Below are 22092 nucleotides of genomic sequence, written 5' to 3'. Positions count from 1 at the left end.
GGTCAGGTGCCGGCCAGGCGCTCCACGACGGGAGCGAACGCGTCGAGGTCGGCCTCGTTGTGCAGGACGTAGTACGAGACGCCGAGGTCGTCGCGCCAGCGCCGGAGCGCGTCGCAGACGGCCGGCGTCTCGCCGGTGAGCACCTGCGGGGTTCCGGACTGCGCGGCGGGGTCGGCGGCGCTCCACGCCTCGGTCGCACGGCCCGGGCCGACCCGCAGCACCGACGTGCCCAGCTCGATCGCCTCGAACCGGGACCCCGCCGCCTCCCGTACGACCTCGATCTTGTGCCGGAAGGCGTCCGGGCCGCCGTCCGCAGTGTCCGGTCCGGAGCCGTCCGCGCGCACCCGCAGGGTGAGGTTGACGACGTCGGCCTCCCGGGCGGCCAGGCGCAGCATCCGCGGGCCTCCGCCGCCCAGGACCAGCGGAGGGTGGGGGCGCTGCACGGGGAGCGGCCGCTGTTCCAGCCCGCCGAGGGTGTAGTGCTCGCCGGTGAAGGAGTACGGGCCGCCGCGCCACAGCCCCTTGAGCACCTGGATCGCCTCGGCGAGGCGTGAGATCCGGGTGCCGGGCGGGTCGAGCGGCAGCCCGGCGCCCGCGTAGTCCCGGGCCATCCACCCGGTGCCGAGGCCGAACTCGAGCCGGCCGCCGGACAGCAGGTCGATCGTGGCCGCCTCCTTGGCGAGCACGGCCGGGTGCCGGAAGTCGTTGGCGAACACCAGCGTGCCGACCCGGAGCCGGGCGGTCGCGCACGCCGCGGCGGTCAGCGCGGCGATCGGCGCGAACCGGGGGCCGACGAGATGGTCGGGGACGAGGAGGACGTCGAAGCCGGAGTCCTCGAGCCGGCGGGCCTTGGCGGCCCACGCGGCGGCCGTGTCCGCGTCGCGGAGGACGGCGCCGAAACGGAACGGACGCTTCACCCGTATGAGGGTATACCAAGCGCTTGCTCGCTGCCGCGCGAGCGTCTATCGTCGCGGCAGTACGACGACTCGAGGCGGTGTCGATGGCTGCACCCGTACGGGACGTGACCGAGGAAGAGGCCCGCTTCTTCCGCGCCAACGGCTGGGTGCGGCTGCCCGGCCTCGTCGGACCGGACTTCGTCGACCGGCTGCGGCGGCGCGCCCTCGACCGCCTGGCCGCCCGCCGCCGGGCGTCCGGCGCCGGCTTCGTCGACGAGGCGTTCGGGCAGGACCGCGACATCGCCGACCGGGACGCGGACTTCCGGGCGCTGGCCACGTCCCCGGCACTCGGCCGCGCGGCGGCGCGCCTGCTGACGGGCGTCGAGCGGGTACGGCTGCAGGTCACCAACGTGCTCGTCAAAGAGCCGGGCCGGCACGGCCGGACCGTCTTCCACCAGGACTTCCCCTGGATGCCGATGGACACCTCGGCGATGCTGACCGTGTGGCTGGCACTGTCCGACGTGCCCGCCGACATGGGCTCCCTGCGGTTCTTCACCGGGTCGCACCGATACGGCACGCTGGGCCGCACCTTCGTCCGGGAGGGCGACGACGCGCTGACCCGCCACCCGTGGCTGCGCGACCTGGAGCTCTCCCCGTCCCTCGACCTGACGGCCGGTGACGCCACCGTGCACAGCGCGCTGACCGTCCACGGCGCGCCGCAGAACCGCCGGAACACCCCGCGCCTGTCGTTCACCGCGACGTACTTCGACGCCGCCGCGCTCTACACCGGCGCGCCGTACGGCCAGACCGACGGGCTGGGCCTGGAGGTCAACCGGCCCTTCGACCACCCGCAGTTCCCCCTCATCCCGGTGGAGTGACATGGTGCAGACCGTCCGCGGCCCGGTGGCCGACCCCGGGGCGACCCTGATGCACGAGCACATCTTCGGGCTCAGCCCGGAGATCCTCTGGAACTGGCCGGACATCCCCGAGGGCTGGGATCTGGAGGAACGCGCCCGCGAGGCCGCGGGAAAGCTCAACGAGCTGAAGGCCGCGGGCGTCGACACGATCGTCGACCTCACCGTGGTCGGCCTCGGCCGGTACGTCCCCGCCGTCCAGCGCGTGGCCGAGCGGACCGAGCTGAACATCGTCGTCGCGACCGGCCTGTACACCTACGACGCGCTGCCGCCGTACTTCGGCAACCGCGGGCCCGGCACGCTCTTCGGCGGCCCGGACCGGCTGGCCGAGTTCTTCGTCCGCGACATCACCGACGGCATCGGCCGTACCGGCGTGCGGGCGGGCATGCTCAAGTGCGCGACCGGGCGGCAGGGCATCACCCCCGGCGTGGAGCGGGTGATGCGCGCGGTCGCCGAGGCCCACCGCGCCACGGGCGTGCCGATCACCACGCACAGCGAGTCGGCCACCCGCAACGGGCTCGACCAGCAGAAGCTCCTCGCCGCCGAGGGCGTCGACCTGGGCCGCGTCGTCATCGGCCACGCGGGCGACTCCACCGACCTGGCCTACCTGGAGGAGCTCATCGCGAACGGCTCGTACCTCGGCATGGACCGGTTCGGCATCGAGTTCACCTCGTTCGAGGACCGGGTCGCGACCGTCGCCGCGCTGTGCGAGCGCGGGCACGCCGGGCGGATGGTGCTGTCCCACGACTCGTACTGCTTCAACGACCGCTTCGACCCCGACGTCGTACGGCGGCGGCACCCGAACTACCACCTGCTGCACATCTCCCGGGACGTGCTCCCCGCCCTGCGCGGGCGCGGCGTCACCGAGGAGCAGATCCACCAGATGCTGGTCGACAACCCCCGGCGCGTCCTGGGAGGCGGATCGTGAGCGGACCCGAGACGGCGACCGACTTCGACGTCACCGCGGACTGGCACGTCGCCGATCCGTACCCCTTCCTGACCCGCCTGCGCCACGAGCGGCCGGTGTTCTGGAGCGACCACCTGCGCATGTGGGTGCTCACGCGCTACACCGACGTACGGGACGCCTACCGCGACCACCGCCGGTTCTCCTCGGTCGGCTCGCTCACCATCTCCCGTACGCTCACCGACGAGGTCAAGGAGTCGCTCGGCGAGCACCGGTCGTTCCTCGACAACTTCGCCGCCAACGTCGACCCGCCGCAGCACACCCGCATCCGCCGGGCCATCTCCCGCGCGTTCACCCCGCGCGCCGTCGAGCGGCTCGGGGACGCGTTCGCCACCCAGGTCGACGCGGTCCTGGACGCCGTCGAGCCCCAGGGGCACGCCGACCTCGTCGCGGACCTCGCGCATCCGCCGTCGGCCCGGCTGACGGCGGGGTTCATCGGCGTGCCGCCCGAGGACGAGCACCAGGTCAAGCAGTGGGTGTACTCCTGGTTCCAGCTGTTCCTGTCCCCGCAGCCACCCGCCCGCCAGCGCGAACTCGCCCAGGACTTCCTCAAGTACCTCGACTACGTCGACCGTCTCGTCACCGAACGCCGCGCCGAACCCCGCGACGACTTCGCCGGGCTCATGGCGGAGCTCATCGACACCGGCCCCGGCGGCCTGTCGCACCGGGAGGTCGTCGAGACCATCAGCGCGCTGCTGCTCGGCGGAAACGACACCGTCCCGAACAGCCTCGGCAACGCCGTCCACCGCATGCAGCGGGACCGCGCGTCCTGGACGGCCGTCGTCGCCGACCCCGCGCTCATCCCCAACCTGATCGAGGAGACGCTGCGCATCGACGGCGCCAGCCTCGGCAGCTTCCGCCGCACCACCGAGGACGTCACCCTGCACGGCGTCACGATCCCGGCGGGCGCGGAGGTGCTCCTGCACGCCGACTCCGCGGGCCACGACGAGACGGTGTTCCCCGACCCCGAGCGGTTCGACATCCGCCGCCCGAACGCCCGCGACCACATGGTCTTCGGCTACGGCATCCACCACTGCGTCGGCGCCGCCCTCGCCCGCCTCGAACTCCGCATCGCCCTCGATCGCGTCACCGCCCGGCTGCCCGGCCTGCGCCTCGTCCCGGACCAGGACATCGCCTACCGCAAGAGCCTGGTCGGCCGCGGCCTCCCCACCCTCCTGGTCGAGTGGTGAGGTTCACGGACCGCGCCGCGCTCGTCACGGGCGGCGGGTCGGGGATCGGCCGCGCCGTCGCGGTGCGACTCGCGGCCGAGGGCGCGCGGGTGGCCGTCGCCGACATCCGGTACGACGCCGCGCGCGAGACGGCCGAGATCCTGCGGAGGACGGGTGCCACGGCCCTCGCCCTGGCGGCGGACGTCGGTGACGAGGAGGCCGTGCGCCGGATGGTCGCCGACACCGTACGGGAGTTCGGGCGCCTCGATGTGCTGCACAACAACGCCGCCGCGCTCGGCCGCGACGTCTACGGCCGCGACCTGGACCTCACCGCCATGGACGTCGAGGTGTGGGACCGGACGCTCGCGGTGAGCCTGCGCGGGGCGATGCTCGGCTGCAAGCACGCCGTGCCGGCGATGCGGACCGGCGGCGCGATCGTCAACACGTCGTCGGTGTCGGGCCTGCTCGGCGACACGGACCACGCGGCGTACGGCTCCGCCAAGGCCGCGCTGACCTCGCTCACGCGCTACGTCGCGACCATGTACGGCGAGCGGGGCATCCGCTGCAACGCCGTCGCGCCCGGCCTCGTCCTGACCGACGTCGCCCGCGCCGTGATGACGCCCGAACGGCTCGCCGAGAAGACCGCCGAACGCGTTCTGCCGTACGCGGCCGAACCCGCGGACGTCGCGGCGCTGGTCGCCTTCCTCGCCTCCGACGAGGCCCGCTGCATCACCGGCCAGACCATCGTCATCGACAGCGGCACCACCACCCACCGCCCCGAACACGCCATCCGCCAGGCACGGTCCCGCTGACCAGCCTGGCCTCCGTCAAGCGGCGGTCAGCGTCGGGGAACGCCCTGGGCCGTGGCGTGTTCGGCGTAGTGGACGGCTTCGCCACGTGGGAACCGCTTGGCAGTGGTGGGGCTGTTCGCGCCGCTGAAAGACACTAAAGTGCTCCGCCTCATGGCGGATGGCATCGATGCTGCGAAGTTGATGGTTCAGCCCGCAGCCACGGGCGAGCCCGCTCGTTTCCTGCAGCATGGCAATGCCCTCGTCGCGCGTGGCGCGATCGGACACCAAGGTGTGCGCGTATGCATGCGGCACCATGTAGATCACCGGCCATCTCGTCGATCACTCACACCCCCGGTCGCACGCGTGGCGCGCGACTCTGCGAAGATCGCCTCGAAGGCGGCCACCGATCACCGGGGCCGACCAACGAGAGGACGACTTCATGACGCTCATGACGAGCAAGCCCACGGTGGCCGTTCTGGGTCCGGGCGGCATCGGCGGTCTGCTGGCCGCCCTGCTGTCCCGCTCCGGCCACCGCGTCATCTGCCTGGCCCGCGAAGCCACGGCACACACCTTGCGCAGCGGCGGGATCGAGGTACGCAGTCGCCAGTTCGGCGACTTCACCGCGGCGGTGGAAGCGTCCACCGAACTGCGTGAGCCGGTCGACGCGTGCCTGATCACCGTCAAGCAGACCGCTCTGGACACCGCGCTCACCCGCGTCCCGCCCGCGGTCCTCGGCGACGCCCTCGTCGTACCGCTGCTGAACGGCGTCGAACACCCCGCGACTCTCCGGGCTCGCTACCGGCCTGACCGGGTGGTCCCTGGAGTGATCCGCGTGGAGTCCACCCGCCTTGCCTACAGCGGCACCGGGCCCGTCGTCATCGAGCACGGCAGCCCGTTCGCCGAGATCGACCTGGCCGCCGGCACGGCACCCCGCTCTCACGTCGAGACCCTGGCGGCCGCCCTGTCCGCCGCAGGGGCGACGGCCCGCGTGACCGAGGACGAGACCACCGCTCTGTGGGCGAAGATGGCCTTCCTCGCCCCCTTCGCCCTCCTCACCACCCGGTACGGCGCTCCCCTCGGAGATATCCGCACCCGCCACCACGAGGAGCTGGAGAGCCTGGTCGCCGAAACCGCCGCGGTCAGCCGCGCCTGCGGCGCGCCGGTGGACCCCGCTCAGGCCCTGGCGCGCTACGACGCCTTCCCGGCCGATGCCAAGTCCTCCATGCAGCGCGACGCGGAGGCGGGCCGGCCGCTGGAACTCGACGCCATCGGCGGAGCGCTGCTGCGCGCGGCGGATCGGCACGGTGTGCTCGTGCCGGTGACGGCCCGACTGGTACGGGAACTGCGGGCCGCAGGCCACTAGGGCACATCGGGTTTCGCCGTCGCGGTGGCCACCTTGCCGCCGGAGTGGACCGGGCTCCGTCCCATCTGAGCCTTCTATCCGGTCAACACCGGCGACAAGGTTCCCGCTGTCACCGTGTCGACCACGCCGGTGGTCGGTACGCGACGTGCGGGAGCAGGCGCTCAGGTCGCGGGGGTGAAGCGGGCGGCGATCCGGTCGAGGGTGCGGAGGATGGCGACGGTCTCGTCGAGGGGCATGACGGCCGACTCGGCGCGGCCGTCGGCGACGCACCGGGCGACCTCCTCGGCCTGGTAGGTGTAGCCGTGACCGGGCAGGTCGGCGGTGAACGTCTCCGGCTCCGCGTCCGTGCGGTGCAGGGTCATGGCCGTCGGCCGCCAGGCCGGTGACGCGACCTCGACACGGCCCGTGGTGCCGACGATGGTCGCGGTCTGCGGCGAGTCGCCGAGGAGGCCGCAGTGCAGCAGCGCCACCGCTCCGGAGGCGTAGCCGAGCAGGATGCCGGTGTTGGCGTCCACGCCGGTGGGCGCGCTCGTCGCGACGGCCTGCACGCTGTCGGGATCGCCGAGCAGCATCCACGCGAAGGACACCGGATAGACGCCGAGGTCGAGCAGGGCGCCGCCGGCGAGTTCGGGCGCCCAGAGCCGGTGTTCCGGGTCGTAGTCGGCGGCGAACGAGAAGTCGGCGTACACCGCCGTGACGTCGCCGATCGCGCCGTCGGCGATCAGCTCGCGCAGCCGGGTGACGATCGGGTTGAACCGCGTCCACATCGCCTCCATGGCGAACAGGCCGCGGTCGCGGGCGAGGGCGACCAGCGCCTCCGCGTCCGCCGCGCTCGTCGTGAACGGCTTCTCGACCAGGACGCCGCGCCCCGCCTCCAGGCAGACGCGGGCCGCGTCGTAGTGGCCGCTGTGCGGCGTCGCGACGTAGACGACGTCGACCTGGTCATCGGCCGCGAGCTCGGCGTAGGAGCCGTACGCGCTCGCGATGCCGTACCGGTCGGCGAACGCCTGGGCGGTCTGCGGGGCCCGGGACCCCACGGCCGCCACCTTGTGGCCCAGCAGGAGCAGGTCCTCGGTAAGCGTACGCGCGATGCCCCCGGTCCCGAGGATTCCCCACCGAATCGTCATGGCCGGGATCGTACGGGCCGGGGCCGGCGGGGGGAATGCCGGCCCCGGGGCTTGTCCGGGTCAGCCCATCCGGGCGATGGACTTGTACTCCAGGTAGGCGGCCAGGCCCTCGGGGCCCAGCTCGCGGCCGACGCCGCTGCCCTTGTAGCCGCCGAAGGGTGACGACGCCTCGATCATGTACATGTTCACGCCGTACGTCCCGGTGCGGACCTGACGGGCGATCTCCAGCCCGCGGTCATCGTCGGCCGTCCACACCGTGCCGGCCAGGCCGTAGTCGCTGTCGTTGGCGACCCGCACCGCGTCGGCCTCGTCCTCGTACGCGATCACCGACAGCACCGGGCCGAAGATCTCCTCGCGCGCGACGCGCATGTCGTTCGTGACGCCGGCGAAGACGGTCGGCGTGACGTACCAGCCGCGGTCGTACGGCCGGCCGGACCCGCCGAGCGCGACCTTGGCGCCCTCCTCCTGGCCGATCCGGATGTAGCCCTCGACGCGTTCCTGCTGGCGCTTGGCGACGAGCGGGCCGATCTCGGTGGCGGGGTCGGCCGGGTCGCCGACCTTCATCCCGCGCACGGTCTCGGCGAGCGCGTCGACGACCTCGTCGTAGCGGTTCCGGGAGGCGAGAATCCGGGTCTGGGCGACGCACGCCTGGCCGTTGTTCATCAGCGACGCCATCTTCAGCCAGCCCATCGTCGCGGCGAGGTCGGCGTCGTCGAGGATGATCGCCGCGGACTTGCCGCCGAGCTCGAGCGTGCAGCGTTTGAGCTGCTCGCCGCAGATCGCGCCGATCTTCCGGCCGGCCGCCGTCGACCCGGTGAAGGCCACCTTGTCGACGCCCGGGTGGCGGACGAGGTGCTCGCCGGTCTCCCGCCCGGCGGCGACGATGCTGACGACGCCCTCGGGCACGCCGGCCTCGGTCAGCAGTTCGGCGAGGACGTAGCCGTCCAGCGGCGTCTCGGGCGCCGGCTTGATCACGATGGTGCAGCCGGCGATGAGCGCCGGGGCGAGCTTGAGCGCGATGATGAACTGCGGGACGTTCCACGGCACGATCGCGGCGACCACGCCGACCGGCTCGCGGCGGACCGTGACCGGCCCCATCAGCCCGGCGCGCTCCTCCTCCCAGGCGATCTCCTTGCCGAGCGCGGCGAAGTAGCCGTAGACGGCCTGGGCCTGCCCGGTCTGGCCGAGCTGGGAGAACGAGATCGGGCAGCCCATCTCGGCGGTGATCAGCTCGGACAGGTCGCCGAGACGCTGGGCGTACAGCTCGGTGAGGCGGGCGACGACGGCGGCGCGCTCGGCCGGCGCCATGCGCGGCCAGGGGCCGTGGTCGAAGGCATCCCGGGCCGCCGCGACGGCCCGGTCCATGTCCTCCGGGGTCGCCTCGGGCACCCGTCCGATCACCTCTTCGGTGTGCGGGGAGACGACGTCGATGGTGCCGGTGCCGGCGGGCGCGACCCACTCGCCGCCGATGTAGAGCCGATCGTGTTCACGCATGCCGTACCTCCGGAGGCGGGAGGGCCTTGACCGAGTGCTTGCTTGGTATCTTCTCCATCCGGTCGCCCCCTGTCCAGCGTGGCATGCCTCACGACGGCGTCAGGCGTCGCGGCGGCGTAGGACGAGGTACCCGCCGACGCAGGCGGCCGTGGCCCAGATCGCGAGGATGCCCAGCGCCGTCCACGGTCCGAAGTCGCGATGGGAGATGTACGACCGATCCGGCCGCACCGCCTGCATCATCACCTGCCCGGCCTGATCGGGCAGGAACTGCGCGACCGTCCGGACCTTGGGGATGTAGCCGAGCCCCTGGGAGTCGAGGAACAGCAACGGGATCATGATTCCCAGAGACAGCGCCGTACTGCGCAGCATGGTCGCCACGCCGATCGCGAAGGCGCACAGCAGCGTCAGGTAGACGCACGCGAACACGACCGCGCGCAGCACTCCCGGCTCGCCGAGGGTGGTGCCGTGCGGGCCGAGCGCGGCCTGTGTCGTGAAGAACGTCACGAGGACGGTGACCAGGGAGAACGCCGAGGTCGGCAGCGTCGCGGCCAGCACCTTGGCGCCGTAGAGCACGCCCCGGCGCGGCACCGCCGCGAGGGAGGCCAGGATCGTGCCGCTGGTGTACTCGGTGCCGACGCACAGCACGCCGAAGACGACGAGCGGGATCTGGCCCAGCGTCAGACTGTAGAGACCGGTCGTGACGGGGTCGAAGTTGGCGCGTGCCGGCCGGTCCATCCGGTCGAAGCCGTGGCGAATGCCGAGGCAGAAGAGGACACCGAGCCCCACGCTGAGGATGAAGGTCAGCGCGAGGGTCCAGGCCGTGGACCGAACGGTGCGGACCTTGATCAGTTCAGCGCTCACAGCCGCTCGCGCGGCGATCGTGTTCACCACTGCGGACCTCCGGCCCGGTAGTCGACGACGTCCCCGGTGAGCCGCATGAACGCCTCCTCCAGCGAGGCGGTCTGCGTCGCGACCTCGTGCACGATCAGTCCCTTGGCGGCGGCGATCTCACCGATCGTCGCGGGCTCGGTCCCGTCCGCCTCGAGCGTGCCGTCCGCGACCTGGGTCACGGTGATGCCGGCCGCGGCGATCGCGTCCCGCATCCGCTCCGGCTCGGGCGTCCTGACCCGTACGAACGAGCGGGTGTGCGCGGCGACGAACTCGGCCACGGTGGTGTCGGCGAGCAGCCGGCCGCGGCCGATCACGACGAGGTGTTCGGCGGTCAGCGCCATCTCGCCCATGAGATGACTGGAGACGAGAACCGTTCTGCCCTCGGCCGCCAGCGTCTTCAGCAGATTCCGGATCCACACGATGCCCTCGGGGTCCAGCCCGTTGAGCGGTTCGTCGAAGAGCAGGATCGGCGGGTCGCCGAGCAGCGCCGCGGCGATGCCGAGACGCTGGGACATGCCGAGGGAGAATCCCCTGACCCGCTTCCGGGCGACGCCCTCCAGCCCGACCATCGCCAGGACCTCCCGAACCCGCGTCTTCGGGATCCGGTTGCTCCGCGCCAGCCACCGCAGGTGGTCCTGGGCCCGGCGGCCGCGGTGCACGGCCGTGGCCTCGAGCAGCGCCCCGACCCGCCGCAGTGGCTCGGTCAGCCGTTCGTAGGGCCGCCCGTCGATGAGGACCCGGCCCTCGGCCGGGCGGTCGAGGCTCAGCATCATCCGCATCGTGGTCGACTTCCCGGCGCCGTTCGGCCCGAGGAAGCCGGTCACCTGGCCCGGCCGGACCGTGAAGGACAGCCGGTCGACGGCGACGGTGCCGCCGTATCTCTTGGTGAGGTTCCGCACTTCGATCACGGTCTCGACGCTCCCGTACGGCGGGCCGCCGGCGCTTCGGAGCGGCGGTGGAATCGCGGCCTCCGCCCGGGCGCGTACGGCGGCTCGCGGAGCGCGGTCCACTCCGACCAGGGGATGAGGGACTCGGGTCGGAGGCGGGGGCGAACGAGGGCCGGTACGGTTCGGACGGTGCGCGAACCCGATCCGGTCTTCACCCGGCGGCTCGGCCGGGGCCGGCTGATCGCCCTCGACGCCGTGGCCGGGGTCGGATCGACCCTCGTCCTGCTCGGCGTCGCCTTCGCCCGGCCGGTGGACCTGCCAGCGTGGGCGACCTGCCTGCTCGTCGGGGCGGTCGGGCTGCCCGTCGCCGTACGGCGCCTGTGGCCGCTGCCCGTCTTCGGGATCGTGTTCGCGGCGTCGGTGGCGGCGATGCTCGCCGGCGCCGGCTGGAATCCGCTGCTCGTCGCGGCGTTCGCGTTGTACCTCGTGGCGCTGACCGAACGTCGCCATCCCAGGGAGCCCACCCTCGTCATCGCGGGGATCAGCGTCTTCGGCGTGCTCCTGGCCACCCTCGCCGGGCAGCGCGGCGGCTCGGGGGTCACCGACTTCCTCCTCATCGGCCCGCCGGTGCTCGGCGGGGCGTGGACGATCGGCCGGGCCGTGCGCGAACGCCGCGCGTACGCCGCGCGGGCGGCCGAGCAACTCGCCGACCGGGCCGTGACCGAGGAGCGCCTGCGGATCGCGCGCGAACTGCACGACGTGGTGTCCCACACCCTCAGCCTGATCGGCGTGAAGGCCGGGGTCGCGGGCTACGTCCTCGAGTCGCGCGCCGCGGGGGACGCGGCCGCCGGCGGCGAGGTCCGCGAGGCGTTGCGCGTCATTGAGACGACGAGCCGGGACGCGCTCGGCGAGATGCGCACCATGCTCGGCATGCTGCGCTCCGACGACGCGTCCCCCGAGCTGCGGCCGGCTCCCGACCTCGCCGAGCTGACCGAGCTGCGCGAACGCGCCGCGACCGCCGGCGTCCGCGTCGAGCTGGCGGTTCACGGCGTGGCCGGGCTGCCCGAGGGGATGGGACGCTCGGTGTACCGGATCGTGCAGGAGGCGGTGACGAACGTGGTCCGGCACGCGGCCCCGGCGCACTGCCGGGTCGTCGTGGCGGGCGACGCGAAGGAGGTACGGATCCGGGTGACCGACGACGGCCCGGGGAACCGGGTGCTCCCGGGGCCGCCGGGGCACGGCATCATCGGGATGCGGGAACGCGCCCACCTGTACGGCGGAACGCTGGCGGCCGGGCCGCGCCCCGAGGGCGGGTTCGAGGTGTCCGCCCGCCTGCCCCGTCCTGCCCCGGAGGATCCATGACCGAGCGAAGCGAGGGAATCAGGAAGCACAGCACCTTGGTCATGGGGCCGACGAAGGAGGTCCCATGACCGCACCCGCACCCGTCCGCGTCCTGGTCGCCGACGACCAGGCGCTGCTGCGCGGCAGTTTCCGCGTGCTCGTCGACACCGCCCCGGACCTGGTCACGGTCGGCGAGGCGGGCACCGGGACGGAGGCGGTCGAGTTCGCCGTCCGCAAGCGGCCGGACGTCGTGCTGATGGACGTCCGCATGCCGGAGATGGACGGCATCGAGGCGACCCGGCGCATCTGCGGTCCGGACGGGCCGCCCGGCGTGCGGGTGCTGATCCTCACGACGTTCGACCTGGACGAGTACGTGCACGCGGCGCTGCGCGCCGGGGCCAGCGGGTTCCTGCTGAAGAACACCCCGCCCGCCGACCTGCTCGCCGGGATCCGGGTCATCGCCTCCGGTGAGGCGCTGCTCGCGCCGGCCGTGACCCGGCGGCTGATCGCGGAGTTCGCCCGTCGGCCCCTGCCGGCCCGGCAGCCCGCGCGGGAGCTGGAAGGGCTGACGGGCCGGGAGCGCGAGGTGCTCACCCTCATCGCCCGCGGCCTGTCCAACGGCGAGATCGCCGATCATCTGTACCTGAGCCCGGCGACCGTGAAGACGCACGTGGGGAACCTGCTGGCCAAGCTCGCCGCCCGCGACCGGGCCCAGCTCGTCATGGTCGCCTACGAGACCGGACTGGTCACTCCGACACCCCGCTGACCGCCTCGCCGACACGCCACCCCAGTGACCGGTAAAACAGGTGTGACGTGCGATAATGAGGGTACCTCGCTTCCACCAACCATCTTCTGTCAGTGGATATCGCCATGCCTAAGTTCCGTCGAGTTGTACACCGCTTCGTCAATCGTCGCACCGTCCAGTCCCTCCGGCTCACGGAGAGCCTGGAGCAGTGGGAGCGGCTCGCCACCCCGGAGGAGCGGGCCCAGCTGCTCGCCAAGTCCGACCTGCGGAAAGCGGCCTGATACAGCAGCACCCCAGCAGAGCGGAGGCCCTCGGCGAACCCTCGCCGGGGGCCTTTCGCGTCCGGCGGGATGTTCCTCACTAAAGGGACCGGACGCGGCGTGTGAGGTCCGTGTTGTCGGCGGGGCCTGTTAGCTTGCCGGGCATGCCCCGCCTCCTGCACACCTCCGACTGGCACCTCGGCCGGTTCTTCCACCGCGAGGACATGCTCGGCGCGCAGGCGGCGTTCGTCGACCACCTCGTCGAGACGGTCCGGTCCGAGGGGGTCGACTGCGTCCTCGTGTCCGGCGACCTTTACGACCGGGCGCTGCCGCCGGTCGACGCGGTCGACCTGTGCGACGAGGCGCTGCGGCGGCTCCTGGCCGAGAAGGTCCGGGTCGTGCTGATCAGCGGCAACCACGACTCCGCGCGGCGGCTCGGCTTCGGCGCCGACCTGATGGACGGCTCCGGGGTGCACCTGCGCACCGACCCGGAGACGGTCGGCCGGCCGGTCCTCCTCGACGACGGCACCGCGATCTACGGCATCCCCTACCTCGAGCCCGAGGTCGTCCGCGGCCGGTGGGAGCTCGCCGAGCGCGGGCACACCGCCGCGCTGACCGAGGCGATGCGCCGGATCCGCGCCGACCTGGCGGGGCGTGGCGGCCGGTCGGTCGTCCTGGCGCACGCGTTCGTCACCGGGGGAGCGGCGAGCGACAGCGAGCGCGACATCGCGATCGGCGGAGTGGCGAACGTCCCGGTGAGCGTCTTCGACGGCGTCGACTACGCCGCCCTCGGCCACCTGCACCGCGCCCAGCCGCTGACCGAGACCGTGCGCTACTCCGGCTCGCCGCTGGCCTACTCCTTCTCCGAGGAGAAGCACGCCAAGGGCACCTGGCTGGTCGACCTCGGCGAGACGGTGCGCGCCGAGTTCGTCGAGGCGCCGGTGCCCCGCCGGATCAAGCGCCTCGAGGGCCGAATCGACGACCTGCTCACCGCCGAGCACCTCGCCGTGTACGAAGATCACTGGCTGCAGATCACGCTCACCGACGCGCAGCATCCCGTGGGCGCCATGGACCGGCTGCGGCGACGGTTCCCGCACGTTCTCGCGCTGGCCTTCGAACCGGAGCGGACCGCGGACACCGGCGAGCGGACCTGGGCGGAGCGGGTCAAGGGCCGCTCCGAGACCGAGATCGCCTGCGACTTCGTCACCGAGGTGCGCGGCGCGGCGCCGGACGAGGCCGAGCGCGCGCTGCTGCACGAGGCGTTCGAGCACTACCGGCGCGAGGAGGCGGCCCGGTGAGACTCCACGACGGTGCCCGCGCGGCGAGATCCCGCGAGGAAGTGGCCCGGTGAGACTCCACCACCTCACGATCACCGCGTTCGGGCCCTTCGCCGGCACCGAGCGCATCGACTTCGACGCGCTGTCCGACGCGGGCCTGTTCCTCATCAACGGCCCGACCGGCGCGGGCAAGACCAGCGTGCTCGACGCGGTCTGCTTCGCGCTGTACGGCCGGGTGCCGAGCGTCCGCAACGACGCGAAGAACCTCCGCAGCCACCACGCCCCGCCCGACCGCTCGCCCGAGGTCGCCCTGGAGGTGACGATCCGCGGCCGCCGGTTCCGGGTCACGCGGTCGCCCCGGTGGGACCGGCCGAAGCTGCGCGGCACCGGCACCACGGAGGAGAAGGCCAAGGTCCTCCTCCAGGAGTGGCGCGCCGGTGAGTGGGAGGCACTGTCGACCCGGTTCGACGAGGCCGGTCAGAAGATCGGGGATCTGCTCGGCATGTCCGCCGAGCAGTTCTGCCAGGTGGTGCTGCTGCCACAGGGCGACTTCGCGGCGTTCCTGCGCGCCGACGCCGAGAAGCGGCGCACGGTCCTGGAGCGGCTGTTCGCCACCGAGATCTTCACCGACGTCGAGAAGTGGCTGCGCGACAAGCGCCAGGAGACCGGGCGCGAGGCCGAGGCCCTGCGCACCGCCGCCGGGTCCACCGCCGACCGCGCGGCCGAGGCGGCCGGCGCCGAGCGGCCCGACCTCGACCCCGACGCGCTCGCCGCGTGGGCGGTCGAGCTGTCCGCCCACATGGACGACGTCCGCGCGGCCGCCGAGGATCGGGTCGCGGCCGCCGCGAGTGTCCTGTCGGCCGCACGGGCCGCCGCGGAGCGGGGGCGTGCCGTCGCCGACCGGCGGGCCCAGCGCGCCGCCGCCGAGACCGACGCGGCGGCGCTGGCCGAGCGGGCCGGTGAGCGGGCCGCGCTGGCCGGCGCGCTGCACGACGCCGAGCGGGCCCGCCGCGTCCTCCCGCTGCTGCACGTCGCCGAGGGCCGTGCCGCCCGCCGCGACCAGGCCGCGGCCGTGGTGGGCCGGCAGCGGGACGCCGTGACCAGGCTCGTCCCCGACACCGCCGACGCCGACGTCATGCGCAAGGAGGAGCGCGCCCGCCGCGAGGAGGCCGCCGTCCTCGAACAGCGCCGCGACGACGAGCGACGGCTCGCCGCCTTCGGCCGGGAGCTGAAGGAGGCGGAGGACAGAGGCCGGGACCTCGAAGCGGCTGAGGCCGAGCTCGCCCTCTTCCTCACCGACTCTCCGCGCTACCGCGAGGACCTCGCCGAGCGACTGGAGGGGACGCGCGCCCGCCTCGCCGCCAGGCCCGTGGCCGAGGCCGCCGTGGACACCGCCCGGCGGCGGCTGGACGCGGCGGTCCGGCGCGACACGCTGGCGGCGGCGCTGGCGCGGACGGAGGAGGAGCACCGCGCCGCGACCGACGCCGCCCAGGCGGCCCGGGACGCCTTCCAGGAGATCCGCCAGGCGGTTCTGGAGGGCATGGCCGCCCGGCTCGCCCGGGAGCTGACACCCGGTGAGCCCTGCGCCGTCTGCGGATCCACCGAGCACCCGGCGCCCGCGACCCCGGACCGGGACCTCCCGGACGAGGCCGCCGAGGCCGCCGCCCAGGCCGCCTACGAGCAGGCCGGGAAGGACCGGGAACGGATCGCCACCCGCCTCGCCGAACTGCGCGCCGAGCACGCGGCTGCGGCCCAGGACGCCGGTGACGATCCCGTCGACGACCTGCGCGCCGCGCTCGTCGCCGCGCAGGAGGAGCTGGCCGGCCTGACGGCCGCCGCGGCCGACGTCGCGCGGCTCGAGGAGGACCTCCGACAGGTCGACGCCGAGTACGAGGAGGCCCGCGACCGGCGGCGGGAGGTCGACACCGCGCTCACCGAGAACCGCACGCTGCGCGTCTCCCTGACCGCCGAGTCGCTCCGCCTGCGCACCGGCCTGGACGAGGCGCGCGGCGGCGACCCGACCCTGGAGGCCCGGATCCGGCGGCTCGGTGCCGAGGCCGACCTGCTCCGCGACGCCGCCACCGCGATCGAGCGGCTCCGCGCGGCCACCGACGACGCCGACACCGCGCGGCGTGAGGCCGCCGACGCCGCCGAGGCCGAGGGCTTCCCCTCGGTCGAGGCCGTACGCTCCGCCACTCTCGACGACGCGGCCCACGAGGAGCTGACGCGGCGGGCCAGGGCCTACGACGACGAGGAGGCCAGGGTCACGGCGCGGCTGAACGACCCCGAGCTCGCCGCGGCCGCCGCCGAGCCGGCGCCCGACCTCGACGCCCTCGAGGCCGCGCTCGCCGACGCCGACCAGGCCCACCAGGCCGTCTCCTCGGCGCGCGACCGCGCCCGGCACCGCCGTGACCGGCTCGCCGCGCTCGCGGCCGAGCTGCGGCGGCACGCCGCCGCCTGGCGTCCCGTCGCCGGGCACCACGGGCTCGTGTCCCGGCTGGCCGCCCTCGCGTCCGGCGACCCGGCGGTGAACACCGCGCGGATGCGGCTGTCGGCGTACGTCCTGGCCGCCCGGCTGGAGCAGGTCGTGGCCGCCGCGAACCACCGGCTGGCCCGCATGTCCTCCGCCCGGTACATCCTCGAGCACACCGTCGAGCGCGCGGCGGGGGAGAAGGGCCGCCACGGCACCGGCGGGCTCGGGCTGCGCGTCATCGACGGCTGGACCGGGCAGCACCGCGACCCGGCGACCCTGTCGGGCGGGGAGACGTTCATCGCCTCGCTCGCCCTGGCCCTCGGCCTGGCCGACGTGGTGACCGCCGAGGCCGGCGGCGCGGAGATCGGCACGCTGTTCGTCGACGAGGGGTTCGGCACCCTCGACGAGGAGACCCTCGACGAGGTGATGGACGTCCTCGACGGCCTGCGCGACGGCGGTCGCGCGGTCGGCATCGTCAGCCACGTCGCCGAGCTGCGCACCCGCATCCCCACGCAGCTCCGGGTCCGCAAGACCCGCACCGGCTCGGCCCTCGCCGTCACCGGCGCCGGTCACGACGCCCCGGCCGCGCGGACGGTCGCGCCGATCTCCTGAGCCCATCGGCCGAGCCCGCAGGCGACTCTGCCCGATCTCGCCGGTCAGGGCCTACGGTCATGCCATATGGCTTCCAGGCTGAGGCGGCCGACGGCGAGCCCGGTCAGGTCACGGTTCACTTCGCCCCCGCTCACCGGCGCGATCGTGCGGACATCCGCGCAGGAGACGGTTGCTCCGCACGCGGCCCACCCTTACTGTGACGCGGTGACGACTCAGGTGATCGTCCTGAACGGCGGGTCCAGTTCGGGGAAGTCCGGGATCGCCCGGTGTCTGCAGGCGGTCCTGCCGGATCCGTGGCTCGCTCTCGGAGTAGACACGCTCATCCAGGCGATGCCCGCGCCCTCGCAGACGTCGGATGCGGGGATCGACATCGCCATGGACGGCGAGGTCGTCGTCGGGCCGGAGTTCCGCATGCTGGAGGCGGCGTGGATCGAGGGCGTGGCGGCGATGGCCCGTGCCGGCGCGCGGATCATCGTCGATGAGGTCTTCCTCGGCGGTGCCGAGTCCCAGCGCCGCTGGCAGAAGGCACTCGACACGCTGGAGGTCCTGTGGGTCGGGGTCCGCTGCGAGAGCGCGGTCGCCGCGGGTCGCGAGATCGCCCGGGGCGATCGGGTCATCGGAATGGCGGCGTCCCAGGCGGAGATCGTTCACCAGGACGTCGTCTACGACCTGCAGGTGGACACGACCCGTACCGAGTCCCTGGAATGCGCCCGGACCATCGCCGCCCACGTGCGATGAGCGCGATGCCGCCCGGAGTGGCCTGCGCGGGCGGATCTTGCGGCATCGCAGTCCTGCCCTCGTTCATCGTCGCGCTACGGACCGACACCGGTCGCAGTGCCACGGATCACCGGAGGTCATCTCGTACCCGACGACACCCTCGCGGCTCCGATCGACAGAGCGATGATCACCGGTGGACGTGCCATCGTCTGGCTCACCGTGCCCGGCCATCCTGAGGACGCCCGAAGACTCGCTCCGATCGTCGCGGCACGCCTCAACGCCGCGTACGGCTGACGGCGAGTTCCGGTGGTGAGACCGAATCTCCGGACTCACCGATCGGAGGTCTCCCTGTTCGTATCGTCGACCATTCGACGTGCCTCGTCGGGATACTTATCGACCAGCACTTTGAGCCACGCCAGATCGGCGAGATACGACACGCCGCCGTACGGTGACGAACGCAATGCGGCGTAGAACCGGTCCACCGAACGCCTGAGCCGCGCGACGGCATCCGCCGGGGGACGGTCGACCATCATTCCGGCCTGACGACGTGGACGATCATCTCGACGGCCTTGTCGATCTCCTCGGCCGGGCAGATGGGGTCACCCCACGACCACCACCAGTACAGCCGCTCGGACGCGTCCGGCATGCACCGGATGATCTCGGCGAGCATTCCCGCCCCCGGGAAACCGACGCGGATCCGCGTCGGGGCGATCTCCTCCGCCGTGAGACCGGCCTTACCGCACGCCGTGGAGAGGCGCCGGCACAAGTCATGGACTTCTTCCTGTCCATTCTCGATCGTCATGATCGCCCTTTCGAGTTGCCGTGATCGACCCCTCTAGATTGGCGTCATCGGTTTACCCTGAGGAAGCGTTCCCGCCGCCATTCCATGAGCTGGAGTTGACGCGGCGATCCCTGGGGTCACGCTGCAGTGGCCCTGAATTCCGACAAAGGAGAAAAGTCGAATGAACCAGTACTACAGCCCACAAGCCATATGGGGTCGCGAACTGCGCCACTACCGCAAGGCGGCCTCCTCCACTCAGGCGCAACTCGCGGCGAAGATCTTCTGCTCGGAGTCACTGATCAGCTCCATCGAGACCGGCCAGGCCCCCGCCACCCCCGAGTTCGCCAAGGCGGCCGACGAGGCCCTCGACACCGGCGGCGCGCTGCTCCGCACCCTGGACTGGCGCAAGGGCGCCCCGGCCTACCCCGCCTGGTTCGTCGACTGGATCCCGGTCGAAGACACGGCCGTCCAGCTCCGCGTCTTCGAGATCGACCTCATCCACGGTCTGCTCCAGACGCCCGACTACGCCCGTGCGCTCCTGGGCGGCGATGAGGCAGCCGTCGAGGCGCGCATGCTACGCCAGGGCATCATCACCCGAGAGGACCCGCCGCCCCCGGCGCTGTACTGCGTCCTCGACGAGAGCGCGCTCCGCCGGAACGTCGGAGGCGCGAAGGTGATGTACGAGCAACTCCAGCACCTCCTCAAACTCAGCGAACGCGACAACATCAGCATCCAGATAGTCCCCACCCGAGCCCACCGCGGCGTACGCGGGCCGTTCGCCGTCGCGACCTCGGAGGACGGAAACGAGACCGCGCACGCCGGAAATGCCTTTGGCGGCGCGGTCTCCACACGGCAAGAGGATCTCGCTACGGTGGTGTCATCCTGGGAATCGATCCGGACCGAAGCCCTGCCCGTGGACATGTCGAGAGACCTGATCCGCCGAATCGCAGAGGAGCTCTGGAGAACATGAGCAACCTGGAGTGGCGCAAATCCAGCCGTAGCGACGACACCGGAGGAATGTGCGTCGAGGTGGCCCTGACGGACAGGCGGCAAGCCTGATCCTCGTCGGGTTCGGGCGACGCGCGGGACGGAAAGGATGTGCGGATCGGGCGGGCGGTTGACAGGCTGGGGGCATGAGCCACCAGCATGACGCCGTCCCCGGCTCGCCCGAGGGGGCGGACTGGATCACCACGCCCATCACCGCCGATCTCCTGCGCGGCGCGCTCGACCTGGAGCGCACCGAGCACGGTGTGCTGCCGCACCGGCTGCCCGCCTGGGCCCGCGCCCAGGCGGGCGACGGGCAGGTGGCCATGGCGGAGGCGCAGCCCTCCGGCGTACGAGCGGTGTTCCGGACCCGGGCCACGGCGATCGAGCTGGACACGCTCCGCACCAAGCCGGCCTACGAGGGCGCGCCGCCCCGCCCGGACGGCGTGTACGACCTGCTCGTCGACGGCCGGCTGGCCGGTCAGGCCAGTACGACCGGTGGGAACGTCCTGATGATGGACATGGCCACCGGGTCCGCCGAGACCAGGCCCGGCCCGGTGGGCACCGTCCGGTTCACCGGTCTGCCCGAGCGGGTGAAGGACGTCGAGATCTGGCTGCCGTACAACGAGATCACCCAGGTGGTCGCCCTGCGCACCGACGCGCCCGTCGAGGCCGTGCCGCAGGGGGATCACCGGGTATGGCTGCACCACGGCAGTTCGATCAGCCACGGCTCGAACGCCGCGAGCCCCACCACGACCTGGCCGGCGCTGGCCGCCGCGCTGGGCGGCGTCGACCTGATCAACCTCGGTTTCGGCGGCAGCGCCCTGCTCGATCCGTTCACCGCCCGCGTCCTGCGGGACACCCCGGCGGACCTGGTCAGCGTCAAGCTCGGCATCAACCTGGTCAACGCCGACCTGATGCGGCTGCGCGCCTTCACCCCGGCCGTGCACGGCTTCCTCGACACCATCCGCGAGGGGCATCCCACCACGCCGCTGCTGGTCGTCTCCGCGATCCTCTGCCCCATCCACGAGGAGACCCCCGGCCCCAGCGCACCGGACTTCAGCGACCTCGGCTCGGGAGTGCTGCGGTTCAAGGCCGCGGGCGACCCCGCGGAGATCCCCTTCGGGAAGCTGACCCTGGGCGTCATCCGCGAGGAACTCTCCCGCATCGTCAAGCAGCGGGCGGCCGACGACCCGAACCTGTACTACCTCGACGGCCGCGACCTCTACGGCGAGGCGGACTTCGCCGAGTTGCCGCTGCCCGACCGGTTGCATCCGGACGCCGCCACGCACCGCCGCATCGGCGAACGCTTCGCCGAGCGGGCCTTCGGCGCCGGTGGACCGTTCGCCGCCCGGCGCGCCTGACGTTCGTTCCCCGCTCCGCGGCCCTCGCCATGGTGCGGGGGCCGCGCGCTCACAGGCCGTCGGGATCGGGCAGCGCCCGGCTCCAGGCGTCCTCGAAGCGGGAGACATCGATCTCCATGGCGGCGTACCGCGGGTCGTACAGGTCGATCGGCGGGTTGATCGGCCAGTTCGCGGACTCGGCCCTGGTCCCGGGGCCGTCGCCGGTGAGCGTGACCTGCCGGATCCACCGCCCGTCGGGGCCGAGCTCCACGAGGTAGCGGGTGTCGTCCTCGTCCTCGCTCGGCATGTCGAGGTGGACGCGGTCCCGGCCGACCAGCGCTGCGTAGCCGGGCTCGTGCCGGTACCCCTCCCGCTTGTCCCGCAGGGCGGCCAGGGCGGGGTCGGCCGAGAGCGCGTCGATGTCGACCTCGTCCAGTGACCAGGTCTCGGCCCGTGCGACGGCCTCCGGGTCGGTGATCACCTCGACCTCGGCGCAGGTGTCGATGATCTGCCGCGCCGACGAGGCGCGGATCCACCACCAGAGCCCGCCCATCCCGTAGTCGTGGACGACCAGGTAACGGGACTTGGCCGACGTGGGGGACTCGGTCACGGCGCCAACACTATCGATCTCGAGCCGAGGGGCCGGCCAGGTGAAACCTGGCCATGGTGGACGTGGGGGCGTGCGCCGACCACGCCGGGTCCCAGGGTGAACTCCTCGAAGGCGAACCGCCCGCCGGTGTGCGCCGCGGTGAGCCGGCGCGCGGCGGAGACGCCGGATCCCTGGCGTTCACTGCCGCAAGAGCGCAGTGAACGCCAGGGATCCTTCGCGTTTAGGGCGTGTCCGGTGGATCACGTGCTGGTCGATCTGTGGCGGCGCGGGATGTGCGCGGCACCGGCCGGGCGGGACGGTTCGCCCCCCGGGCCGGGGCGTCGTTTCTGGCGGTGTCTACTCAGCGGAGAGAATTCTCCGCTGAGAACACACCGGTGGAAGAGGACCGGGGACCTGGGTGCGCGATCCGTGGAGATTGCCCGTCATCTCCTCGGGGCATTCGGTCCACAAGAT

At 72.8% G+C, this 22092-nt stretch carries 24 protein-coding genes; 15 read left to right on the top strand and 9 right to left on the bottom strand.

Translation table 11 applies throughout. The features are described from left to right. Positions 1 to 2 precede the first annotated feature (2 nt). Entirely contained in the window at positions 3 to 917 is a 915-nt protein-coding gene (locus AB0K82_RS28095; protein ID WP_364402528.1) for a TIGR03621 family F420-dependent LLM class oxidoreductase, read from the bottom strand. Between the two features lie 83 nt (positions 918 to 1000). Between AB0K82_RS28095 and AB0K82_RS28090 the strand changes: the two genes are divergently transcribed. The 4 genes from AB0K82_RS28090 to AB0K82_RS28075 are packed head-to-tail and all read left to right on the top strand — an operon-like array spanning position 1001 to position 4755. Further along, a complete protein-coding gene (locus AB0K82_RS28090; protein ID WP_364402525.1) occupies positions 1001 to 1774 on the top strand; it encodes a phytanoyl-CoA dioxygenase family protein in 774 nt (257 codons plus the stop codon). Between the two features lies 1 nt (position 1775). Beyond that, on the top strand, positions 1776 to 2738 hold the full coding sequence (locus tag AB0K82_RS28085; protein WP_364402522.1) for a phosphotriesterase-related protein: 963 nt from the start codon (positions 1776 to 1778) through the stop codon (positions 2736 to 2738). Next, on the top strand, positions 2735 to 3964 hold the full coding sequence (locus AB0K82_RS28080; RefSeq protein WP_364402519.1) for a cytochrome P450: 1230 nt from the start codon (positions 2735 to 2737) through the stop codon (positions 3962 to 3964). Before AB0K82_RS28085 ends, AB0K82_RS28080 begins: the two co-directional genes overlap by 4 nt. Then, a complete protein-coding gene (locus AB0K82_RS28075; RefSeq protein ID WP_364402516.1) occupies positions 3961 to 4755 on the top strand; it encodes an SDR family oxidoreductase in 795 nt (264 codons plus the stop codon). The genes AB0K82_RS28080 and AB0K82_RS28075 overlap by 4 nt, the downstream gene beginning before the upstream one ends. Positions 4756 to 4770: 15 nt before the next feature. Here the strand turns inward: AB0K82_RS28075 and AB0K82_RS28070 are convergent, their stop codons facing one another. Then, positions 4771 to 5058 carry a hypothetical protein gene (locus AB0K82_RS28070; RefSeq protein WP_364402513.1) on the bottom strand — a complete coding sequence of 96 codons (288 nt, stop codon included), beginning with the start codon at positions 5056 to 5058 and terminating at the stop codon, positions 4771 to 4773. A gap of 115 nt (positions 5059 to 5173) precedes the next feature. On the opposite strand from AB0K82_RS28070, the gene AB0K82_RS28065 reads away from it, so the two are divergent. After that, on the top strand, positions 5174 to 6097 hold the full coding sequence (locus AB0K82_RS28065; protein WP_364402510.1) for a 2-dehydropantoate 2-reductase: 924 nt from the start codon (positions 5174 to 5176) through the stop codon (positions 6095 to 6097). A gap of 161 nt (positions 6098 to 6258) precedes the next feature. On the opposite strand, the gene AB0K82_RS28060 is transcribed toward AB0K82_RS28065, so the two are convergent. The 4 genes from AB0K82_RS28060 to AB0K82_RS28045 all read right to left on the bottom strand — a co-directional run bounded on the left by AB0K82_RS28060 (position 6259) and on the right by AB0K82_RS28045 (position 10517). Then, complete coding sequence (locus AB0K82_RS28060) at positions 6259 to 7224, bottom strand: Gfo/Idh/MocA family oxidoreductase (protein WP_364402507.1); 966 nt, start codon at positions 7222 to 7224, stop codon at positions 6259 to 6261. 60 nt (positions 7225 to 7284) lie between these two features. Further along, the gene (locus AB0K82_RS28055) at positions 7285 to 8718 is read right to left on the bottom strand and encodes an aldehyde dehydrogenase (protein ID WP_364402504.1); all 1434 of its coding nucleotides are present in this window, start codon (positions 8716 to 8718) and stop codon (positions 7285 to 7287) included. Positions 8719 to 8817: 99 nt separating this feature from the next. Further along, entirely contained in the window at positions 8818 to 9579 is a 762-nt protein-coding gene (locus tag AB0K82_RS28050; RefSeq protein WP_364402501.1) for an ABC transporter permease subunit, read from the bottom strand. 23 nt (positions 9580 to 9602) lie between these two features. Beyond that, positions 9603 to 10517 (bottom strand): ATP-binding cassette domain-containing protein, encoded by a 915-nt coding sequence (locus AB0K82_RS28045; RefSeq protein ID WP_364402498.1) that lies wholly within the window; start codon positions 10515 to 10517, stop codon positions 9603 to 9605. Positions 10518 to 10685: 168 nt separating this feature from the next. Here AB0K82_RS28045 and AB0K82_RS28040 point away from each other — a divergent pair, with 168 nt between their 5' ends. From AB0K82_RS28040 to AB0K82_RS28010, 7 genes are all read left to right on the top strand, one after another. Further along, the gene (locus AB0K82_RS28040; RefSeq protein ID WP_364402495.1) at positions 10686 to 11858 is read left to right on the top strand and encodes a sensor histidine kinase; all 1173 of its coding nucleotides are present in this window, start codon (positions 10686 to 10688) and stop codon (positions 11856 to 11858) included. Between the two features lie 64 nt (positions 11859 to 11922). After that, a complete protein-coding gene (locus AB0K82_RS28035) occupies positions 11923 to 12603 on the top strand; it encodes a response regulator transcription factor (RefSeq protein ID WP_364402493.1) in 681 nt (226 codons plus the stop codon). Between the two features lie 104 nt (positions 12604 to 12707). Beyond that, a complete protein-coding gene (locus tag AB0K82_RS28030; RefSeq protein WP_364402490.1) occupies positions 12708 to 12863 on the top strand; it encodes a hypothetical protein in 156 nt (51 codons plus the stop codon). A gap of 143 nt (positions 12864 to 13006) precedes the next feature. Next, positions 13007 to 14140: an exonuclease SbcCD subunit D gene (locus tag AB0K82_RS28025; protein ID WP_364402488.1), complete on the top strand. Its 1134-nt coding sequence runs from the start codon at positions 13007 to 13009 to the stop codon at positions 14138 to 14140. Between the two features lie 49 nt (positions 14141 to 14189). Then, complete coding sequence (locus tag AB0K82_RS28020) at positions 14190 to 17204, top strand: SMC family ATPase (RefSeq protein WP_364402485.1); 3015 nt, start codon at positions 14190 to 14192, stop codon at positions 17202 to 17204. Positions 17205 to 17408: 204 nt separating this feature from the next. Continuing rightward, complete coding sequence (gene cpt / locus AB0K82_RS28015) at positions 17409 to 17942, top strand: chloramphenicol phosphotransferase CPT (protein ID WP_364402482.1); 534 nt, start codon at positions 17409 to 17411, stop codon at positions 17940 to 17942. Positions 17943 to 18038: 96 nt separating this feature from the next. Continuing rightward, on the top strand, positions 18039 to 18215 hold the full coding sequence (locus tag AB0K82_RS28010) for a hypothetical protein (protein WP_364402479.1): 177 nt from the start codon (positions 18039 to 18041) through the stop codon (positions 18213 to 18215). A gap of 35 nt (positions 18216 to 18250) precedes the next feature. Here the strand turns inward: AB0K82_RS28010 and AB0K82_RS28005 are convergent, their stop codons facing one another. After that, positions 18251 to 18451, bottom strand: a complete 201-nt coding sequence (locus AB0K82_RS28005; RefSeq protein ID WP_364402476.1) for a hypothetical protein — start codon at positions 18449 to 18451, stop codon at positions 18251 to 18253. Next, positions 18451 to 18723, bottom strand: coding sequence for a hypothetical protein (locus tag AB0K82_RS28000; protein WP_364402473.1), 273 nt, complete (start codon positions 18721 to 18723; stop codon positions 18451 to 18453). Before AB0K82_RS28000 ends, AB0K82_RS28005 begins: the two co-directional genes overlap by 1 nt. A 160-nt stretch (positions 18724 to 18883) precedes the next feature. Between AB0K82_RS28000 and AB0K82_RS27995 the strand changes: the two genes are divergently transcribed. From AB0K82_RS27995 to AB0K82_RS27985, 3 genes are all read left to right on the top strand, one after another. Next, positions 18884 to 19672 carry a helix-turn-helix transcriptional regulator gene (locus AB0K82_RS27995; protein WP_364402470.1) on the top strand — a complete coding sequence of 263 codons (789 nt, stop codon included), beginning with the start codon at positions 18884 to 18886 and terminating at the stop codon, positions 19670 to 19672. Continuing rightward, positions 19669 to 19761: a DUF397 domain-containing protein gene (locus AB0K82_RS27990; protein ID WP_364402467.1), complete on the top strand. Its 93-nt coding sequence runs from the start codon at positions 19669 to 19671 to the stop codon at positions 19759 to 19761. The genes AB0K82_RS27995 and AB0K82_RS27990 overlap by 4 nt, the downstream gene beginning before the upstream one ends. A gap of 74 nt (positions 19762 to 19835) precedes the next feature. Next, entirely contained in the window at positions 19836 to 21050 is a 1215-nt protein-coding gene (locus AB0K82_RS27985) for a GDSL-type esterase/lipase family protein (protein ID WP_364402464.1), read from the top strand. Positions 21051 to 21099: 49 nt separating this feature from the next. On the opposite strand, the gene AB0K82_RS27980 is transcribed toward AB0K82_RS27985, so the two are convergent. Next, on the bottom strand, positions 21100 to 21639 hold the full coding sequence (locus AB0K82_RS27980) for a hypothetical protein (RefSeq protein WP_364402461.1): 540 nt from the start codon (positions 21637 to 21639) through the stop codon (positions 21100 to 21102). Positions 21640 to 22092: the final 453 nt, after the last annotated feature.

This window comes from Actinoallomurus sp. NPDC052274 (assembly GCF_040679475.1).
Taxonomy (GTDB): domain Bacteria; phylum Actinomycetota; class Actinomycetes; order Streptosporangiales; family Streptosporangiaceae; genus Actinoallomurus; species Actinoallomurus liliacearum.
The sequence above is the reverse complement of the archived record's forward strand: the minus strand, read 5'-3'. Positions and strand labels throughout refer to the sequence as shown.